Here is a 16,614-nt window from a genome sequence, read left to right on the forward strand (position 1 = left end):
GCGAGAAGCGGGAGTCGCCGCCTGAGCAAGAAGCGTGATCCGATCGCAGATCCGTAGATCTGCAGAGGGTCGCGCGACGCAGCGCAGGCGGATGCATCGCGCTTCGCAGCCGCAGCCTCCCTGTGCAGAGGTTCCCTAGTCCGCACTTCTGCAGCAACTCGCGGAACGCGGCTTCCACTATTGGAGAAACTACCGTCCTGCGTGTTCCTGAGCGCACTGCGGGTGGCGTCCGTGACCGGCACGGCGCTTGCTGATCTTTGCGGGCATGAAATTCCGCTGGCTGACCCGACGAACCAAAGATCTCGTTACGCAATCTCTCGCGCACCAGGCCTTCTTGGACTTCGACCACCCTGACGTCAATCGCTTCCTGGTCGCAGGCGCGATCGTCGTCAATGACGAGGGGCATTGCCGCATCGAGTCGGGCGCCGAGTCGGACGAAGAACTGGAGCGGATCGCACGGCGCTACGAGGGAACCTGTGACTGCGGTTCCGTGCTCTCGAATCGCGAAGAGCGCTATCACTGTCGCGCCTGCAACCGCGAGTACTGCCAGAACTAGCCTTCTCGCTGCTGATCCTGCCAGGCGGATACGACGATCTCTCGCACTTCCTCGGGCGTATCCACCACGTGGAAGAGGTCCAGGTCTTCAGTCGAGATGAGGCCGCGGCTGAGCACCTGCTCCTTCAGCCACGCGATCAACCCCTCCCAGAACTCCGATCCCACCAGGATCACCGGCACGCTCTTGGACTTGCCGGTCTGCTTCAGCGTCAGACACTCGAACATCTCGTCGAGTGTTCCGAAGCCGCCCGGAAGCATGATGAACGCACAGGCGTACTTCACGAACATGACCTTGCGCGCGAAGAAGTAGTCAAAGTTGATGATCGTATCGGCGTAGGGATTGCCGTCTTGCTCATGTGGGAGCTTGATGTTCAATCCGACCGATGGTGCGTCGACGGTCTGAGCGCCGAGATTGGCCGCTTCCATCGCACCGGGACCACCGCCGGTGATGATCGAGAAGCCCTCCTGGCCGAGCGCCTCTCCGATCAGGCGGGCTTGCTTGTACGGCTGGGTGTCGGCTCTGACCCGGGCGCCTCCAAAGATGGACACTGCGGGCCATACGGGACCCAGAGTCTCGAAACCTTCGACGAACTCCGCCATGATGCGGAAGATCGTCCAAGTGTCTTTGTGGCGGAATTCAGTCACGTCGCACGCGGAGTATCGGCCTCTTCGGCATCCGGGTTGATCTCTCCCTGGTCGTTCAAGCGGCGAATTCGCACTCGGTGCCGCGAAGATACGCGGCTTCCCTGCGAGGAAGTGAAGCTCATACGCAACTCGAGTGTCGCGTCGGCCAATGCACCATCTGGGCTGAAGACCGCACGAGCGACGTGATCAAGTTCGAGCGCGCCTTCGAAGTCCTGGGCGATGCGCAGCGACTTGCGCCGCACGGAGCCGCTGACCTGTACGCCGGGCTCGGCCCCTGAACTCGGGCGATACAGCAGTGGCAGCTCGATACCGACGCGATACTGGCCCATCTGGGGCACTTCTCGCGAGCCCGTCCAGGTGTCATCCTGGCGCCCCGGCTCGGTCGGTAGCGCCAGCAGCAGCCAGTCGAGCAGGTGGATGCCAAAGAGCACCGGGTGCGAACTCTGCCACAGCTCGTCGCTCACGAATCCACCCTCCACGAGACCGACGCCCGCCACCGGGCGTTCACGCAACTGGCTGATCGTGCCTCCTCCTGGGCTCGCAGCTTCCGGCCCCAAGCTCTGCGAGCCTTCCTGTGGTGTCTGCGTCGATAGACCGCGCGCCGAAATCGACAACTCCGTGGTTCCCCCGGGAGCGCCTTCGACGCGCGTGTAGTAGCGATTCAGGAAGAGCTCGACCAGCAGCGTTCCCGACTCGTCGCGAAGCGAGCGCAACTCGAGATCCGCGAAGCGCTGAATCTGCGCGGTCTCACCATCGACTTCCACGGTTTCCTCCGCTTCAAAGCGGAATCGTTGAACAGGTTCGCGATCGAAGCCGTAGGGCGGCGGACCCGAAGAGCCGCATGACAGAATTGATCCGACCAGGGCAAGTAGCTGAATCAACCTGCTAGGCAAAGAAGACCTTCGCTCGGTCCAGGAACGCATCCGGTACCGTCTTGGGTTCGGCAATGGCATCCGCCAGATCGACCGCGACGACATCACTGCCGGAAAGCGCGGCCATCTTGCCGAAATCGCCGGCGTGTACGAGATCACAGGCTCGCAATCCGTAGCGGGTCGCCAGCACGCGATCGTAGGCGGTTGGAACTCCTCCGCGCTGAATATGACCCAATACGGTGACTCGTGTTTCGAAGCCGGTTTCCTCCTCGATACGCTGTGCGAGTTCGTGCCCGATGCCTCCGAGCTGACTGTGACCGAACTCGTCGGCTCGGGAAACGCGCGTCGGGCCCAGGCCCTCGATGCGCGCACCTTCAGCGACCGCCACGATGCTAAACGGCAGGCCTTGTTGTTCGCGCCGCGCGATGGCCGCACAGATCTCCTCGAGCTGGACTTCTCGCTCCGGTATGGCGATGTAGTCGGCGCCACCCGCAATGCCCGCATGCAGTGCAATCCAGCCAGCGTGCCTGCCCATGATCTCGATGACCATCACGCGATTGTGGCTTTCGGCCGTGGTGTGCAGGCGATCGATTGCATCAGTCGCGATCGAAACGGCGGTGTCGAAACCGAAGGTGTAGTCGGTCGCCGACAGGTCGTTATCGATCGTCTTGGGAACCCCTACGACCGGCCAGTCGTGTTCGCTGTACAGCCTCGCAGCCACGCCGAGCGTGTCCTCTCCACCAATTGCGATCAGCGCATCGAGGCGCAGGTCCTTCCAGTTCTGCTCGAGCTTTGCCAGCGCCTGGTCGTCGCGAAAAGGATTGGTTCGCGAGGTGCGCAGGATCGTGCCTCCGAGGCTCAGAATCTCGCGCACATCGCCAAGGCCGAGAGGGCGTGTATTGGCCTCGATCAGGCCACGCCAGCCTTCGAAAATGCCGACGATCTCGCTGCCCCTCCCGTTCGCGGCGATCACCACTGCACGGATGGCCGCGTTGAGTCCCGGGCAATCTCCCCCGCCGGTCAGTATTCCTATCCGCATGGGACGACTCTCGCACCTGCCCGAGGTCTGTCAAGCGGAGCCCAGCCCGTGCTACGTTGACAGCAGTGAGTCAAGGTCCTCCCACCCCGCCCTGCCCCGGCACCACGGGAGAATCCGACCGGACCGGAGAGTCCGAGTTCCTTCGCCAGTTGCAGGCCGGGGATGGGGCCGCATTCGAAACTCTGGTGCGCACCCACGGCGGGCGCATGTTCGCCGTCGCCCAGCGCTTGCTGCGCAATGATGCGGATGCACAGGACGCGCTCCAGGACGCCTTCCTCTCGGCCTTCCGTTCGATCGACAGGTTCAAGGGTGACTCGCGGCTCTCGACCTGGCTGCATCGGATCGTCGTCAATACCGCCCTGATGCGCATCCGCTCCCGAAAGCGGCGTCCGGAAACCTCTATCGAGGAACTCATGCCGCGCTTTCTGGAAAACGGACACTTCAGCGACGAGCCCATCGAATGGAGGCGCAGTAACCGAGACCTGCTGGAGAGTCAGGAGACGAGGGAGCAAGTGCGCGCCATGATCGATCGCTTGCCCGACGATTACCGTACCGTCTTGCTGATGCGCGACATCGAAGGGTTCGACACAAAGGAAACGGCCGAGTTGCTGGGAGTGACGCCCAATGCGGCCAAGATCCGCCTCCACCGTGCACGGATCGCCCTGCGAACGTTGCTCGACCCGATCATGAGAGGTGCGGAAGCGCAATGACCTGCCAGGAACTCGTAGATTTTCTCATGGACTATCTGGGGGACGAGCTTCCCCAGGCACAGAGGTCGGTGTTCACCAATCACCTGAAACTCTGCCCGCCGTGCCTGGCCTATCTCGATAGCTACGTCGAAACCGTAAACCTGGGCCGCGGGCTGTGCACGGATCCGGACGGCGACGTCCCCGCAGACTGCCCAGAAGAACTGGTCACCGCGATTCTCGCTGCCAGGCAAGCAGCTAGCGACTGAACCTCATCAGGAGCTTGAACAGCTTTTCGACTCCTGGGGTGAGCCGGGTGCGCATATAGGCGCCGGTCGTGGTCTTGATGGCTTCGGCCTGGGTCGGGTACGGATGGATTACCTCCGCCAGCTTGGCCAGGCCCACGTCAGCGACGATCGCGGTCGTAACCTCGCTGATCATTTCGCCCGCATGCGGATTCACGATCGTCGCGCCAACGATCTTGTCGCTGCCCTTCTTGACGTGGATCTTGACGAATCCGCGGGTCTCGCTCTCGGCCTTCGACCGGTCGTTCTGTGCAGCCTGCGTGACATAGGTGTCGATCTCAATGCCCGCTTCGTGTGCTTCGCGCTCGTACAGGCCAACATGCGCGACTTCGGGCTCGGTGTAGGTACACCACGGAATGACCAGGTCCGAGAACTTCTGGCGTCCGAAGAACAGCGCATTTCGCACCACGATCTTCGCGCTTGCGTCGGCCGTATGCGTGAACTTGGGCGCCAGGCAAATATCGCCCGCCGCAAAGATGTGTTTGTTCGCAGTTCGCAGATTATCGTCGACGTGTACGCCTTTTTGCGTATCGTACTCGACGCCAGCGGCCTCGAGTCCCAGGCCCTCGACGTTGGGCGCTCGCCCGATACCCAGAAGAATCTCGTCGGCTTCGATCTCGTGAGTGCCATCGGCATCTTCATACACGATGACCCGACCCGTGCTCGTCTTTCTGACCTCGACGACGCGCGAACTCAGCAAGAGCTTCACGCCGTCGTTCTGAAGGGCTTCTTGTACGACGGCGGCCGCGTCGGCATCCTCACGCGGCAGGATGTGGTCGGCGATCTCGAACAGTGAAACCCCGGAACCGAAGCGACGAAAGGCCTGGGCCATCTCGCAGCCAATCGGACCGGCTCCAATCACCGCCAGACGCCTCGGGAGTTCGGTCAGGCTGAAGACGGTTTCGTTGCTCAGGTAGCCAGCCTCCATGAGGCCGGGAATCGGCAATTCCGCTGCACGCGCGCCCGTCGCGATCACCGCCTTCTTGAACCTGAGCGTTGCACCGGCAACCTCGATCGCATCGGGTCCACAAAAGTGCGCGTCGCCCAGATAGACCTCGACACCCAGTTCGTCCCGGTAGCGGGTTACCGAATCATGCTGCGAGATTTCGCTGCGGATGCGGCGCATGCGCTCCATGATCTGGCCGAAGTCGATACGCACGCCTTCGGGAACGTGCACGCCGAAGGCTCCGGCCGCTTGCACATCCCCCACCGCGCGCGCCGAGCGAATGAGTGACTTCGAGGGAACGCAACCCACGTTCAGGCAATCCCCGCCCATCAGGTGGCGCTCGATCAAGGCAACCTTCGCTCCCAGTCCGGCCGCAATCGACGCAGTGATCAACCCCGCACTTCCCGCTCCCACCACCACCAGGTTGTAGCGACCCGAAGGTTCGGGATTGGTGTAGTTGGACGGATGGACGTTGTGAACCAGAGCCCGATTGAACTCGTCGTCCGGGAGCATGGGTGATCGGGTCATGAACCTCTCCAGTTTCGGGCACCAGCGCGCTCTTCAGTGCTATTGGTATGCGCGGCAAGCGCGGAAGGTTACACAGGGTCCAGTGCGCCGCCGCAGCTCGACCCGGCTCCTGCGGTACAGCCGAAGCGCTCTCTCAATTCCCAGCGATAGCTCCCCTCCAGTTCGGCCTGATCCGGCGCCTCGCTCACTCTGGGCTCGGCTCGTCGTCACTGCCGAAACGAAATTCCGCAAACCAGGCCCGCGCCTGGCTACAGGAATTGTCGCTGTCGGTCATGATGCCCACGAACATCACCTCCGGTGGATCTGCGCCAAAGCTCTTTCGGTAGTCCTCCAGCAGATTCACGCTTTCAGTTTTCCACTCCGGGAGAGGACCCTGTCCACGCGATAGCATGTGCGAGGCCGAGGTGTAGGGATTGGGCCAGGAGCCCCCGGCGGGTTCGTTCTGGGACCAGACATAGCTGAGTGTGTTTCCAGGAAGCTCATTCCCATAGATGCGTTCTACGGCGTGACGTTTCAGACGTTCCCAGGTCGAAGCGCCCTCCGAATTGAAGCGAAAGCCCACATAGACCCGAGCGGCGAAGTCATCGCCATCCTTCCTCCGCTCCGCCAGCCGAGCCGAAATCCCCTGCTCGATCTTCCAGCTCCACCTGAGCCGTGGCGTCCTGGCGAGATCCAGATCCTCCACCGGCGCAATCAGGGCCGACGCAGAGCACTTGCTGGTCGCGCGGAGAACGGAACGATCGTCCAGGACCATCGGATCATAGAGCGTGTGCTGTTGGATCTTGGGAAAGTGGAGAGGTTTCCAGACGGCGTCGTGAAACCCGGGCAGCCGAAGCTCGTCTGCGCTCGCGGCCAGCGAGAATCCCAGGCAGAGGCCCACGAGCAGCCGCGGCAAGCAACGAATCGACGCCAACGAAAACCCGCAATTTGACCGCATCTCCATAACCGCCCTCACCCGCTGCTGTCTGGTTTCCTGGTAGTGGTCCGAAGATTGGGTCCGGATGCCGCCGGAGTATGGGGACCGTTCCGGAGGGGCGCAATGCGGCTCTCTGTGTTGCCAGGAGGGCTCATTTCGGTCTCCTCGACACCGAACCCATTCTTCGCACCACCTCTCGCTGTATGCGATGCTTGAAGTCCATGGGAGATTCATGACCAACCCGCGACGAGCGCACCGCAGCTTTCCCCGTGCGACCCTCCTTTTCGCTCTGATGCTCGGCATCTTCCCCGGCGGCGGCGAAGCGCAGGACAGTGGCTACCGCCCGCCTACCCACACGACTCCGCAGGAAGTTGCCGTGTACTGGGTCGAGGGTCGCTTTCGCACGCCGGTCACCTGCGTGCGCGAGGACGGCACTCGCGTCGAACTCGAAGAGGCCGTCGTCTTTCGCGCGGATTCCACGCGCGGCCGTTCGGCGATCAAGGCTACGTTCTACGGCATCGAAGATCAGGGGTTCAAGAGGTGCTTCAACCTCGTGGAGCGGAACATCCCCGACCGCCGCGGCACTCTGTTTCTGCACTTTCGAGCCCATACTCGGCTCGACACGGGAATGGCGGAGTTTCGCAGGGCTTCTCGGGACGGCAAGCTGATCTATCACGTGGACGGGGGCAAACTGCACATAGGCAGCCTGGGCTCGGACGGGGAGGCCGAGAGTCGTGTGATCGAGTTTGGCGACATCGATCATCCGGTAAGGGTCGAGACTGTGGCTCCCGGCTCCGATGGTGACAAACTTCTGAGTCGCTACAACGCGGGTGAAGCCAGTCTGCCGCGCCCGCGTCGGCGTTTCTCGTTCAACTTCACCGGGCCCGACGATTTCAAGCTCACTCTGCACATGATCGAGGACGAACGGCGCTGGCGCTGAGCGTCCAGTTCTGACTTCGCAACGGCTCTGCCTGCGCAACTCAAGCGCATGACTTTTCGTCATTGCTGTCGCAGATGTTGCCCAACGGCGAGTCTATCAAGAGCAAACGCTTCTTCGCCGATAGAACGCACTGTTAATGAGTGATGCAAACAGCGAAAGACGCAAGCTCAAGCGAGCTGTCGAACGCATTCCCGCGGCGTTCGAGACCGCTTCCTTTCGCGGCACCGGCTATATCAAGAACGTGACCAAAGAAGGCCTGTTCGTGCGCGCGGATCAGCTTCCGCCCCCCATGGAACCCGTGCGCGTGATCTTCCACAACCGCGACGGCAACAAGATCGAAGTCATCGGCAGCGTCCGCTGGACGACCGATCAACTGCAACGCGAAGACACCAAGCCCGGCTTCGGAATGCGCATCGAGACGCAATCCCCTGACTTCCTCGAGTTCTTCGAGCAGATTCTGGTCCGCTAGCCCGCCAGGACCGTTCTTCCCCAGAACGAACCGGCCCGCGGCCAGCAGCGCCGCCCTTGCAACCCGACGTCCTAAAAGACGACTCTATCGCCATCCGTCCCCGTAGCTCAGCTGGATAGAGCGACCGCCTCCTAAGCGGTAGGTCGTAGGTTCGACTCCTACCGGGGACGCCAGTGAACCCCCGGTCCATTCCGGGCACACGGCCGACGGCCGATCCCGAGGCATCGCCAAGGCGCTACCCCGCGGGGTCTCTTCTCTCCCTGGCGGGTAGAGTTCAATCAGAACCTCCGGCGCAGCCGCAGCGCCCGGCCAGAGGTCCGCACAAGGCCCCAACTTCTGGATGCTCGGCCCGGAGGTCGCAGGACCCCGCCCGGAAAGATTCGCATTCAGGCCGGAGTCCGTCCGGTAGCGGCAACTACCGGTCGGACTCCGTTGTGACAGCCTTTGAACCGACTCTTTCGGTCGGGCCTCTAGGTCTCGAGTTCGCGGACGAACGCCTCTAGGGGACTCGCCTCGCTGGCGATTCCCGCGGCGCCGCGGCGCTTGGCGTGCTCGTCGGCAAAGCGACGGTAGAGCGCCGCCACCTTGGGCACGGCCGCACCCGCATCGGCGCGATTTCCTGCGGTGAGCAGGGCCAGCGTCGAGATGAAGATGGGTGCACCCAGCAGACCCACCAGGGCGTTCTCGACCTCGTCGAGGTGATTGCGCACGGCAGTGGTTTCGTGGGGGCGAACTTCGAACAGGTAGCGCATATGCCCGATTCCGTAGGCGAGCGAACGGGAGACGTCCTGGACCGCGAAGCGCGCGAGAGTCTGATCCGCTGCATTGCTCGAAACGGCTTCGATGTGACGCAAGAGCGTCTGCATCAGACCGCATAACAGGATGTGAGTCGAAGCCGAAGCGCTCGGGTAGGTGCCTGCGTCGAACACGCTCTTCAGAAGTTCACCGAGGGGTGCGTGGTCGTGACCCAGGCCCGTGCCGCCGGCGATGGCGCGCTTGCGGAAGGCGTCCGCCAGTTGTGCGGCGTCGAACATCTCCGTGCACAACCACATCTTGAGTTCGACCAGTTCCTGGTTGATATGCCACACCCATTTCGAAGGAATGTCACCCAGAACTGTGGCCATGGCCGTCATGTCGGTGTAGAGCTGAGCCAGTCCGCGCTCAAATTCATCGGAATGCTCAACCTTCTCGACGGCGGCCCAGGGGACCTCTCTCGAGGGGATCCAGTGGCGCGCCTTCGACTCCTCGTAGAGGCTCGGGGCGTTCTCGGACCAGACCTCACTCTTGCGATTGATGTCGTAACCCAGATGGGGCAAACCGGGCGGCAGTATCGCGCCGCGCGGCGCCATCGAGTAGTTGTGGCGGATCTTCTCGGAGATCTGATCCCAGCCATAACTGCCCACATTCGTGTCGTCGAAGGTCAGCCCGCGCCGAGAGTTACTCGGTCGGCACCCGGCCTTGTCGATCTCGAGCTTCATCCAGTCGAGGCTGAGATTCCCTTTCAGGATTTCGACGGAGCGTTCGAGGATTTCGGGATTGTTGAAAAAGTCGTCTCGTGCGTAGTAGGCCATGCGTTCCTCTCTGCTGCTCCGCTCAGTTCGCCGAAATCGCTGCGATCATGCGTTCCTGCAGCTCCAGAAGGGGGCTGCGCTCGCGACGCTCGGGCAGACCCGCCCGCTCGGCGCGATGGAAGTACTCGAGGATCTGCTTGCCCTGGAAGGCGCCCACCACCTCGATGCCGCGTTGGATGCACTCGGGGCTGGTGCCCTTGCCCCCGAGGACGATCATGGACTCGAGCTGGTCGGGATTGAACAGACCCGTCAAGTGCCGTTCGGCCTCGTCGAGGAAGCCGTTGATCTGGGGACGGATCTCCGGGCAATGGTCCATCAGATACTTCAGGTGCTGCAGTCCATAGGAAACGTGCCGCGCCTCGTCCTGCATCACCAACTGGAACATGCGCTGTTCCACAGGTGTTGGCGAGATGAACTCGCTCGAGCGGAAGAGCGTCAGGATGAAGCCTTCGCCCAGCACGTGCAGGAAGACACTGCCCTCGCTGTAGCTATCGGCTTCCAGGATGCCCTTGAGCGCGTGCTCGCCGCGCACGCTGGCTCGCATGAGACCGACTCCCGCCAATGCACGCTTGCGGAAGACCTCGGCGTGGCGCGCCTCGTCGATCGCCTGCGTCGCGATGAAGCCCTTCACTTCCTGGAAGTAGCTGTTCATGTGGTGGCTCCACTTCGCGGGAAGATCGGTGGCGATCATCTCCACTTCGCAGAGCAACGTGCACAACTGGCAGAAGGCGATCTCGATTTCGTCGGGAATCTCGTACTTGTCCATATCCCGCCAGGGAACGTCCGTGGTGACATTCCACTGCCGGCTCATGGCCTCTTCCCAGTAGCGCTGCACGCGATAACCCCAGACATCGCTCTTCTTGTTCAACGAGGGACCGAGGTCGGGCTGCTCGCTACCTTCTGCCAGAATTGCACCGCGTGGTGCCAGACCCCGATTCTCGCGCACGACTTCCGGCGTGTTCTCGATCGAATAGGGACCGACTTCGCAATCCTCGAGCAACAGCCCGCGGCGCGGATCTGCTTGTCGGACTTCCACCTTGTCGCGAGCGTTGTCGAGCCAACCGAAATCCAGATTGCCCTTCTTGATGTCGCGGATGCGCAGATTGAAATCGGAGTTGTAGGAGTAGTCGTTCGTTCCGTAGTAACTCATAGATCGTTTCCCCTTTGAACGGGCCTCAGGCCCATTCGATCTCCATGTCGGAGGTCTGGTCTACGAACGCTTGAATCGTCGCCATGAAGCGGTAGAACTTGTCGTGCCCTTCGGGATCATCGTAGACGACAGCCATCTGATCGCCGACGTGGGAAAGGCTGTTCAGCGTGTAGGCCGGGGCGGGATGGCCGTTCTTCTGAATCGACTCGAACATCTCTTTCCACAGGGCCAGGGGCGCCTGCAGCGTGAAATCCAGTTCGGCATCGTCGGCGCTCGCGAGTTCGCGAACGTCGGTGCAATCGAAGACATCGAAGGTCAGCGCGTAGAGGTGGGAGGAGCCGGAATCCACCTTCACGCCCATCACCGTGTCGCAAAAGCCCAGCTTCTCGAATGCCGCCGCGTTCGCTTCCATGCGACGCGCGAGTTCCTGGAAGAAGTCTATGGAAGGGAACTTGATCGCCATTTTTCTCTCCTCGTTTCCATTGATTTCGAAATAACTAAGCCGCCTGCCCGGTGCGCTGCTGGCGGTTCTCGACACAGAGGTAGCTCAGAAACGCGCGCGTCAGTTCTGCGGCCAACCTATCATCAGAGACCGGCATTCCGTAGATGCCCGCCTCGTCGAAAAGCAGCGCCTGTTCGAGGGTTGCCAGTAGGAAGCGCAGGCCAAATCCGGTCGCCACCTCCGGGTCCGGGTGCCCGATCTGATCGCTCCGGCTGTCGAGCAATATCCACAGGCGCTTGCCGATATGCGCCACGAGATCCTTCTTGCGCTCGGCCATGTCCAACTCGGCTCTCGTGCGGATCGCCATCTCTCGCACCACTCCGCGGCGCTCGCGATGGATCTCGACCAGGAATACGATCAACTCGCTGGCAATTTCCTCGATGCTGGCACCCTGCCAACGATCGGGATCGAAAGCGGCATCGGTGGTCAGATGCGCTTCATCGACGAAGCGATCCCGCAGGCAGTTCAACACGCCCTTCTTGTCGCGAAACCGCGAGTAGACGGCCCCTACCGATAGACCCGCGCGGGCGGCGATCTCGGCGACCGTGACGTCGTCGAATCCCTTGTCCGCGATCAACGCCTCTGTGCTGTCTAGCAGGCGCTCGAGGGTCTCCTGACTCCTCGCCTGCTGGGTCGGGCGGATCCAGCGGAAATGGGGGTGAGTATCGATATCGTCGGCCTTCATGAAATTCGACAAGAATGATAATTCGCATTCGGTTTTCAGTCAAATCCCTACGGAACGCCTGGATCCCGGGAAATCCGGCCCCGGGCCTCGCCCCTGTCATCGGGCTGGGCGGTCTATGTGGAATACTCGGGCCCGCCACGGAGGCGAGAGAGCCCGAAAATGCGCGCGCAACCAAAATCTGATCCGGGTCGGTCTGGCGGGCCGCCCGGCGAGAACGTCTCGCCAGTCGTGCTGTGCCTCATTTTCGCGATGTCGGGCGCCTCTGCACTCGCTTTCGAAGCGCTGTTCTTCCGGCTCGCGGGTCTCGTTCTCGGCAACAGTGTATGGGCAGTCTCGATCGTCCTATGCAGTTTCATGGCCGGTCTTTCTCTCGGGAGTGCGGTGGCCGGTCGCGTCGGTGATGGCCTGCGCGCACCCCTTCGAATGTACGCGCTCGCAGAACTGGCGATTGCCGCCAGCGGTGTCGGTCTCGTTGCACTGCTTCCCGGTATCTCTGCGAGCACCGCTGGTTTTCTCGGAACATTCGCAGACAGCCCGGCACTTCTCGGGTTCCTGCGTCTGTCGGGTGGCTTCGCGCTTCTGGTCGTTCCGGCCGCAGCCATGGGCACGACGCTCCCGCTTCTCGTGCGCGCGCTTTCGGCTCGCGATCCGAACTACGGTCGCACTCTCGGCCGTCTCTACGGATGGAACACGTTTGGTGCAGTGATCGGCGTGATCGTCACCGAGCGCTGGATGATCGGTGCATTGGGCGTAACCGGTTCAGCCGTCGCGGCTGGGGCACTCAACCTGCTCGCAGGTCTGGGAGCGCTGTGGCTCGCCCGCGGCGGAGAACCGCAGCCCGCGGATTCCGCCGTTCGCGCGCAAGCGGTTGCTCTCTCAAGGGCCTGGCCGATTTCTCTTGGCGCGTTCGCCAGTGGTGCGGTCATGATGGCGCTCGAGGTCGTCTGGTTCCGGCTTTTTCTGCTCTTCACCGAAGCCACCGGCTGGAATCTGGCGTTGATGCTGGCGACCGTGCTGACCGGCATCAGTCTCGGAGGGCTGGCCTCTTCTTTGTGGTTCCGCTTCGACGCCAACGCCCACACGCGCGCCGGACTTTTCGGAATTGCGAATGCACTACTGCTCGGACTCTCCTACGCAGGCTTGGGAATGGGCATCGAACTCGCTGCGATGCAGCCCCCCGCACTCGCCTACGCCTATATGATGCTTCCAGTGAGCATCGGCTCTGGCGTCCTGTTCCCGCTTCTGGGTCGCGCTCTCCAGGCTTCGGGCATCGCCGAAGCGCGCGCGACCGCCCACGTGGCCGTGATCAACACTCTGGGAGGTGCGGTCGGCTCCCTTCTGGGTGCATTCGTTCTGATCCCGCAATTGGGCGTGGAGCGTTCGTTATTCGTGTTGCTCGTGGTCTACGGCCTGGTCGGCGCCCTCCTGCTCCTCCATCCGATCGTGGCGGGATCGGACTCGAAGGCCCGGACGGCGAAGTGGCTGTGGGCCGTGGGCTTGTTGGGCGGATCTGTTCTGGTGTTTCCCTTTGGCGCGATGAACGAGGTGATCATCCGCGGTAGCGGGACCTTCTACCAGTTCGCGAGCGACCGCGAAATGGAACTCGTCGCCGTTCGCGAAGGCGTGACGGAGACTGCGCAGATCTTCCGAAAGGACGTCGAGGGAAAGCCGTGGTTCTACACCCTGGCGACGAACAATCACTCAATGTCATCGACGATGACGACGGCCCGGCGCTATATGAAGCTCTACGTCTACTGGCCGATGGCCGTTCGGCCCGAAACGCGTAGCGCTCTGCTGATCTCCTACGGCGTGGGCAGTACGGCAAAGGCTCTCGTAGATACCCAAAGCCTCAAGACCATCGACATCGTCGACATCTCGAGTGACATCCTCGAACTCTCTGAATACATCTACCCCGATCCCGCCGATCATCCCCTGCGAGACCCACGCGTAGAGGTGCACGTGGAGGACGGTCGCTTCTTTCTTGCGAGCACGGAGCGAAGATTCGATCTCATCACCGCAGAGCCCCCGCCACCTCGCAATGCAGGAATCGAGAATCTGTTCTCACAGGAGTTCTTCGAGCTTGCGCGCGCGCGCCTCAGTGATCGCGGCATCGTGACCTACTGGTTGCCCGTGCACTCGCTCCGGGTCGAGGAATCGAAATCGATCCTGCGCGGATTTTGCAATGTGTTCGAGAATTGCTCGCTATGGGCGGGTTCAGGCCGGGACTGGATGATGGTGGGCATCAACCAATTCGCTCCAACCGGGCCGGTTTCCGTTCGGGATTTCTCCCGGCAATGGCGTGACGATCGAGTGGCCCCGGAACTCCGAGACCTGGGCCTGTTGTCCCCGGACCAGCTCGGGGCGACTTTCATCGCGGACGCCCAGGGCCTGGCCGACTGGATCGGCGATGCAGCCGCGCTCGACGATCAACACCCGCATCGCATCGATCCGCGAAACCCCCAGGACGCCGACGACGATCGTGCCCACTACGCCCTCCTGATGTCTCGAGAGTCACAGTCGGAATTTTCCGAGAGCACCGATATCGCTGCGATCTGGCCGGCCCCGTTGCGGGAAGCCGCAGGTTCGTGGTTCCCCGCTCAGCGCCTCGTCGATCTGCTGATTGCGCGGATCGACAATTACGCGATCCTGCACATGATGCTGAGCGATCCCCGACTGAGCCCCTACCTCCCCTGGGCGCTGGAGAGCAGCAGCGACTCCATCCGCCTGATCGAATCAATCGATGACGAAGCGGTCCTGTCCGGTTCCATCGCGGTCGAACCCGAAACCTATCGCCACCTCGCGGCACGATCTCTGCGTGCGCACGCATTCGGCAATGCTGCGACCTTTCTGGCGCGTTCAACCGACACACCGGAGCGGGTCGCCGCGGCCTTCCACAAAGGCGAACCCTTCACCGAAATCTATCTACTGCTCCGCGCGACCCTGAACGAAAAAGCGCTGCAGCGGATGCGGACGTACTGTCGAATCGTCCGCGCGCGTCCACTCGAGATCGAGCGCGCGCGCAGATTCTGGAACTGGGCAAAAGAGAGCGTCGGCTTCGAGTATCCATTCGAGCGATTTCTGTCGGGCGCGTGAGCCATTCCGTCGCTGCAAGTGTCGTTCTGGTCCTGCTCGGTCTGGGGATCTACTGGCAGGTCGGCGGGCATGAGTTCGTGCGCTTCGACGATCCGACCTACATCAGCGAAAACGCCGCTGTTCAAGAAGGCCTGACCTGGGCGGGAATTCGCAAGGCGTTTGTCGGTGTTCACGGGGACAACTGGATGCCGATCACGGCCCTGTCTCATATGCTCGACGGGACACTATTCGGCATCGATCCCGGACCCCATCAGCAGGTCAACGCCTTGCTCCACATCCTGGCTGGGTTGCTCTTGTTCTTCACACTCCGCAACATGACGGGGAGCCCCGGAGCCAGTCTCTTTGTCGCGGCTTTGTTCGTCGCTCATCCCCTGCACGTCGAGTCCGTGGCCTGGGCTTCGGAGCGCAAGGACGTTCTTTCGGCTCTGTTCTGGATCTTGACCTTGCTCGCCTACGTCCACTATTCGCGGGCACCGAGCATCCTGCGCTACACGGGGGTGTTCATTGCTTTCGCTCTGGGGCTGATGAGCAAGCCGATGGGCGTCACCCTGCCCTTCGTTCTGCTTCTGTTGGACCGCTGGCCTTTGCGGCGCTGGACCACCGGCTGGCCAGAGTCGCGCCTGCTACTCGAAAAACTCATCTTGTTGCCACTGGTCGCGGGATGCGCCTACATCACGCTTCGCGTGCAATCCGAGAGCGGGGCGATGCACATCGGCCACCTGCTCCCACTCTCGGAAAGATTGTTGAACGCGTCGATTGCCTACCTCGCGTATCTGGGGAAGAGCGTCTGGCCCACCTCGCTCTCTGTCTTCTACCCCCACCAGGCGCTCCTGGCCCCTGAGGAATCGAGGCTGGTTTCGTCTCTGCTCGCCAGCTTCGTTCTGGCTGCGACGAGCGCCCTGGTCTGGAGGGTGCGCGAAACCCGACCTCATCTTCTCGTGGGTTGGCTCTGGTTCCTGGGAACCCTGGTTCCGGTGATCGGGTTGATCCAGGTCGGCGAACAGTCCATGGCCGACCGCTACAGCTACCTGCCCGGTGTGGGCCTGTATGTGATGCTCGCCTGGAGCGCGCCGGTGCTTCGACCGGCCTGGGTCGTGCCCGGCATCGCGAGTCTGTGGATCGCAGCGCTTGCGCTGGTTTCGTTCGCGCAGGTGGGCACCTGGCGCACCAGCGAAACGCTGTTCGCAAACGCCGTGCGCGCCGACGAGCAGAACTACTTGGCGCATAACAATCTGGGTAATCTCGACTTTCGAAAGGGCCGGGTCTCCGAAGCCATCCTGCACTACGAACGCGCCGTCGCCAGCTGGCCGGACTACGAACTGGGCCACTTCAATCTGGCGAATGCGCTGCTCGAAAGCGCTGAGCGCGCGCGAGCCGAACACCACTTGAAGCGCGTCCTCGAACTGAATTCCGACCATCTGTCGGCCCGTATCAGTCTGGCAATCCTGGCGGCGGAAGCCGGGGACTATCCCCGTGCAGAGGAAGCATTGCGCGAGGCAGCGCAGGCTTTCCCGGAGAGCTTCGAAGCGCACTTCAACCTGGCCGGGGTGTACCTGGCGCTGGAGAAACCCGGAGCTGCCGCACAGAGCCTCGAGCGTGCCCTGGAGATCCAGCCCGGCGATGCTCAGGCGCGAAAAGTCCTTGAGCAGGCGCGAGCCGCGGCCCAGGCGAGAGACCGATAGAGGAATTGCCAGCCTTCAAGTACTACTTGA

The 16,614-nt window shown here is 62.1% G+C and carries 16 protein-coding genes and 1 tRNA gene; 8 read left to right on the top strand and 9 right to left on the bottom strand.

Annotated features, from left to right (window positions below; all coding sequences use genetic code 11):
• The first annotated feature begins 265 nt into the window (after positions 1-265).
• A complete protein-coding gene (locus GY725_24975; GenBank protein ID MCP4007446.1) occupies positions 266-556 on the top strand; it encodes a hypothetical protein in 291 nt (96 codons plus the stop codon).
• Here GY725_24975 and GY725_24980 read toward each other — a convergent pair.
• From GY725_24980 to GY725_24990, 3 genes are all read right to left on the bottom strand, one after another.
• Entirely contained in the window at positions 553-1,155 is a 603-nt protein-coding gene (locus GY725_24980; GenBank protein ID MCP4007447.1) for a TIGR00730 family Rossman fold protein, read from the bottom strand. The two genes, GY725_24975 and GY725_24980, sit on opposite strands and share 4 nt — an antisense overlap.
• Positions 1,156-1,196: 41 nt before the next feature.
• Positions 1,197-1,964, bottom strand: a complete 768-nt coding sequence (locus tag GY725_24985; protein ID MCP4007448.1) for a hypothetical protein — start codon at positions 1,962-1,964, stop codon at positions 1,197-1,199.
• A 121-nt stretch (positions 1,965-2,085) separates the two neighbouring features.
• A complete protein-coding gene (locus tag GY725_24990; GenBank protein ID MCP4007449.1) occupies positions 2,086-3,111 on the bottom strand; it encodes a 6-phosphofructokinase in 1,026 nt (341 codons plus the stop codon).
• 65 nt (positions 3,112-3,176) lie between these two features.
• On the opposite strand from GY725_24990, the gene GY725_24995 reads away from it, so the two are divergent.
• Together GY725_24995 and GY725_25000 are read left to right on the top strand one after the other, a co-directional pair.
• Entirely contained in the window at positions 3,177-3,821 is a 645-nt protein-coding gene (locus tag GY725_24995) for a sigma-70 family RNA polymerase sigma factor (GenBank protein ID MCP4007450.1), read from the top strand.
• Positions 3,818-4,066: a zf-HC2 domain-containing protein gene (locus tag GY725_25000; GenBank protein ID MCP4007451.1), complete on the top strand. Its 249-nt coding sequence runs from the start codon at positions 3,818-3,820 to the stop codon at positions 4,064-4,066. Before GY725_24995 ends, GY725_25000 begins: the two co-directional genes overlap by 4 nt.
• Here GY725_25000 and GY725_25005 read toward each other — a convergent pair.
• Entirely contained in the window at positions 4,056-5,576 is a 1,521-nt protein-coding gene (locus tag GY725_25005; GenBank protein ID MCP4007452.1) for a mercuric reductase, read from the bottom strand. The two genes, GY725_25000 and GY725_25005, sit on opposite strands and share 11 nt — an antisense overlap.
• 184 nt (positions 5,577-5,760) lie before the next feature.
• Complete coding sequence (locus tag GY725_25010; GenBank protein MCP4007453.1) at positions 5,761-6,471, bottom strand: DUF3047 domain-containing protein; 711 nt, start codon at positions 6,469-6,471, stop codon at positions 5,761-5,763.
• A 253-nt stretch (positions 6,472-6,724) separates the two neighbouring features.
• Between GY725_25010 and GY725_25015 the strand changes: the two genes are divergently transcribed.
• The 3 genes from GY725_25015 to GY725_25025 all read left to right on the top strand — a co-directional run bounded on the left by GY725_25015 (position 6,725) and on the right by GY725_25025 (position 8,074).
• Complete coding sequence (locus GY725_25015) at positions 6,725-7,432, top strand: hypothetical protein (protein MCP4007454.1); 708 nt, start codon at positions 6,725-6,727, stop codon at positions 7,430-7,432.
• A gap of 136 nt (positions 7,433-7,568) precedes the next feature.
• On the top strand, positions 7,569-7,901 hold the full coding sequence (locus tag GY725_25020; GenBank protein MCP4007455.1) for a hypothetical protein: 333 nt from the start codon (positions 7,569-7,571) through the stop codon (positions 7,899-7,901).
• A gap of 96 nt (positions 7,902-7,997) precedes the next feature.
• A tRNA-Arg gene (locus tag GY725_25025) sits at positions 7,998-8,074 on the top strand.
• A gap of 297 nt (positions 8,075-8,371) precedes the next feature.
• Here the strand turns inward: GY725_25025 and GY725_25030 are convergent.
• From GY725_25030 to GY725_25045, 4 genes are read right to left on the bottom strand one after another with little or no spacing between them, the layout of a single operon-like run.
• Positions 8,372-9,472, bottom strand: coding sequence for a hypothetical protein (locus tag GY725_25030; GenBank protein MCP4007456.1), 1,101 nt, complete (start codon positions 9,470-9,472; stop codon positions 8,372-8,374).
• Between the two features lie 22 nt (positions 9,473-9,494).
• Positions 9,495-10,622 (bottom strand): ferritin-like domain-containing protein, encoded by a 1,128-nt coding sequence (locus tag GY725_25035; GenBank protein ID MCP4007457.1) that lies wholly within the window; start codon positions 10,620-10,622, stop codon positions 9,495-9,497.
• Between the two features lie 25 nt (positions 10,623-10,647).
• Positions 10,648-11,085, bottom strand: coding sequence for a hypothetical protein (locus GY725_25040; protein ID MCP4007458.1), 438 nt, complete (start codon positions 11,083-11,085; stop codon positions 10,648-10,650).
• Between the two features lie 34 nt (positions 11,086-11,119).
• The gene (locus GY725_25045; protein MCP4007459.1) at positions 11,120-11,821 is read right to left on the bottom strand and encodes a TetR/AcrR family transcriptional regulator; all 702 of its coding nucleotides are present in this window, start codon (positions 11,819-11,821) and stop codon (positions 11,120-11,122) included.
• A 216-nt stretch (positions 11,822-12,037) separates the two neighbouring features.
• On the opposite strand from GY725_25045, the gene GY725_25050 reads away from it, so the two are divergent.
• A complete protein-coding gene (locus GY725_25050; protein ID MCP4007460.1) occupies positions 12,038-14,902 on the top strand; it encodes a hypothetical protein in 2,865 nt (954 codons plus the stop codon).
• Positions 14,899-16,584 (top strand): tetratricopeptide repeat protein, encoded by a 1,686-nt coding sequence (locus GY725_25055; GenBank protein ID MCP4007461.1) that lies wholly within the window; start codon positions 14,899-14,901, stop codon positions 16,582-16,584. Before GY725_25050 ends, GY725_25055 begins: the two co-directional genes overlap by 4 nt.
• Positions 16,585-16,614: the final 30 nt, after the last annotated feature.

The organism is bacterium (assembly GCA_024226335.1).
GTDB lineage: Bacteria > Myxococcota_A > UBA9160 > SZUA-336 > SZUA-336 > JAAELY01.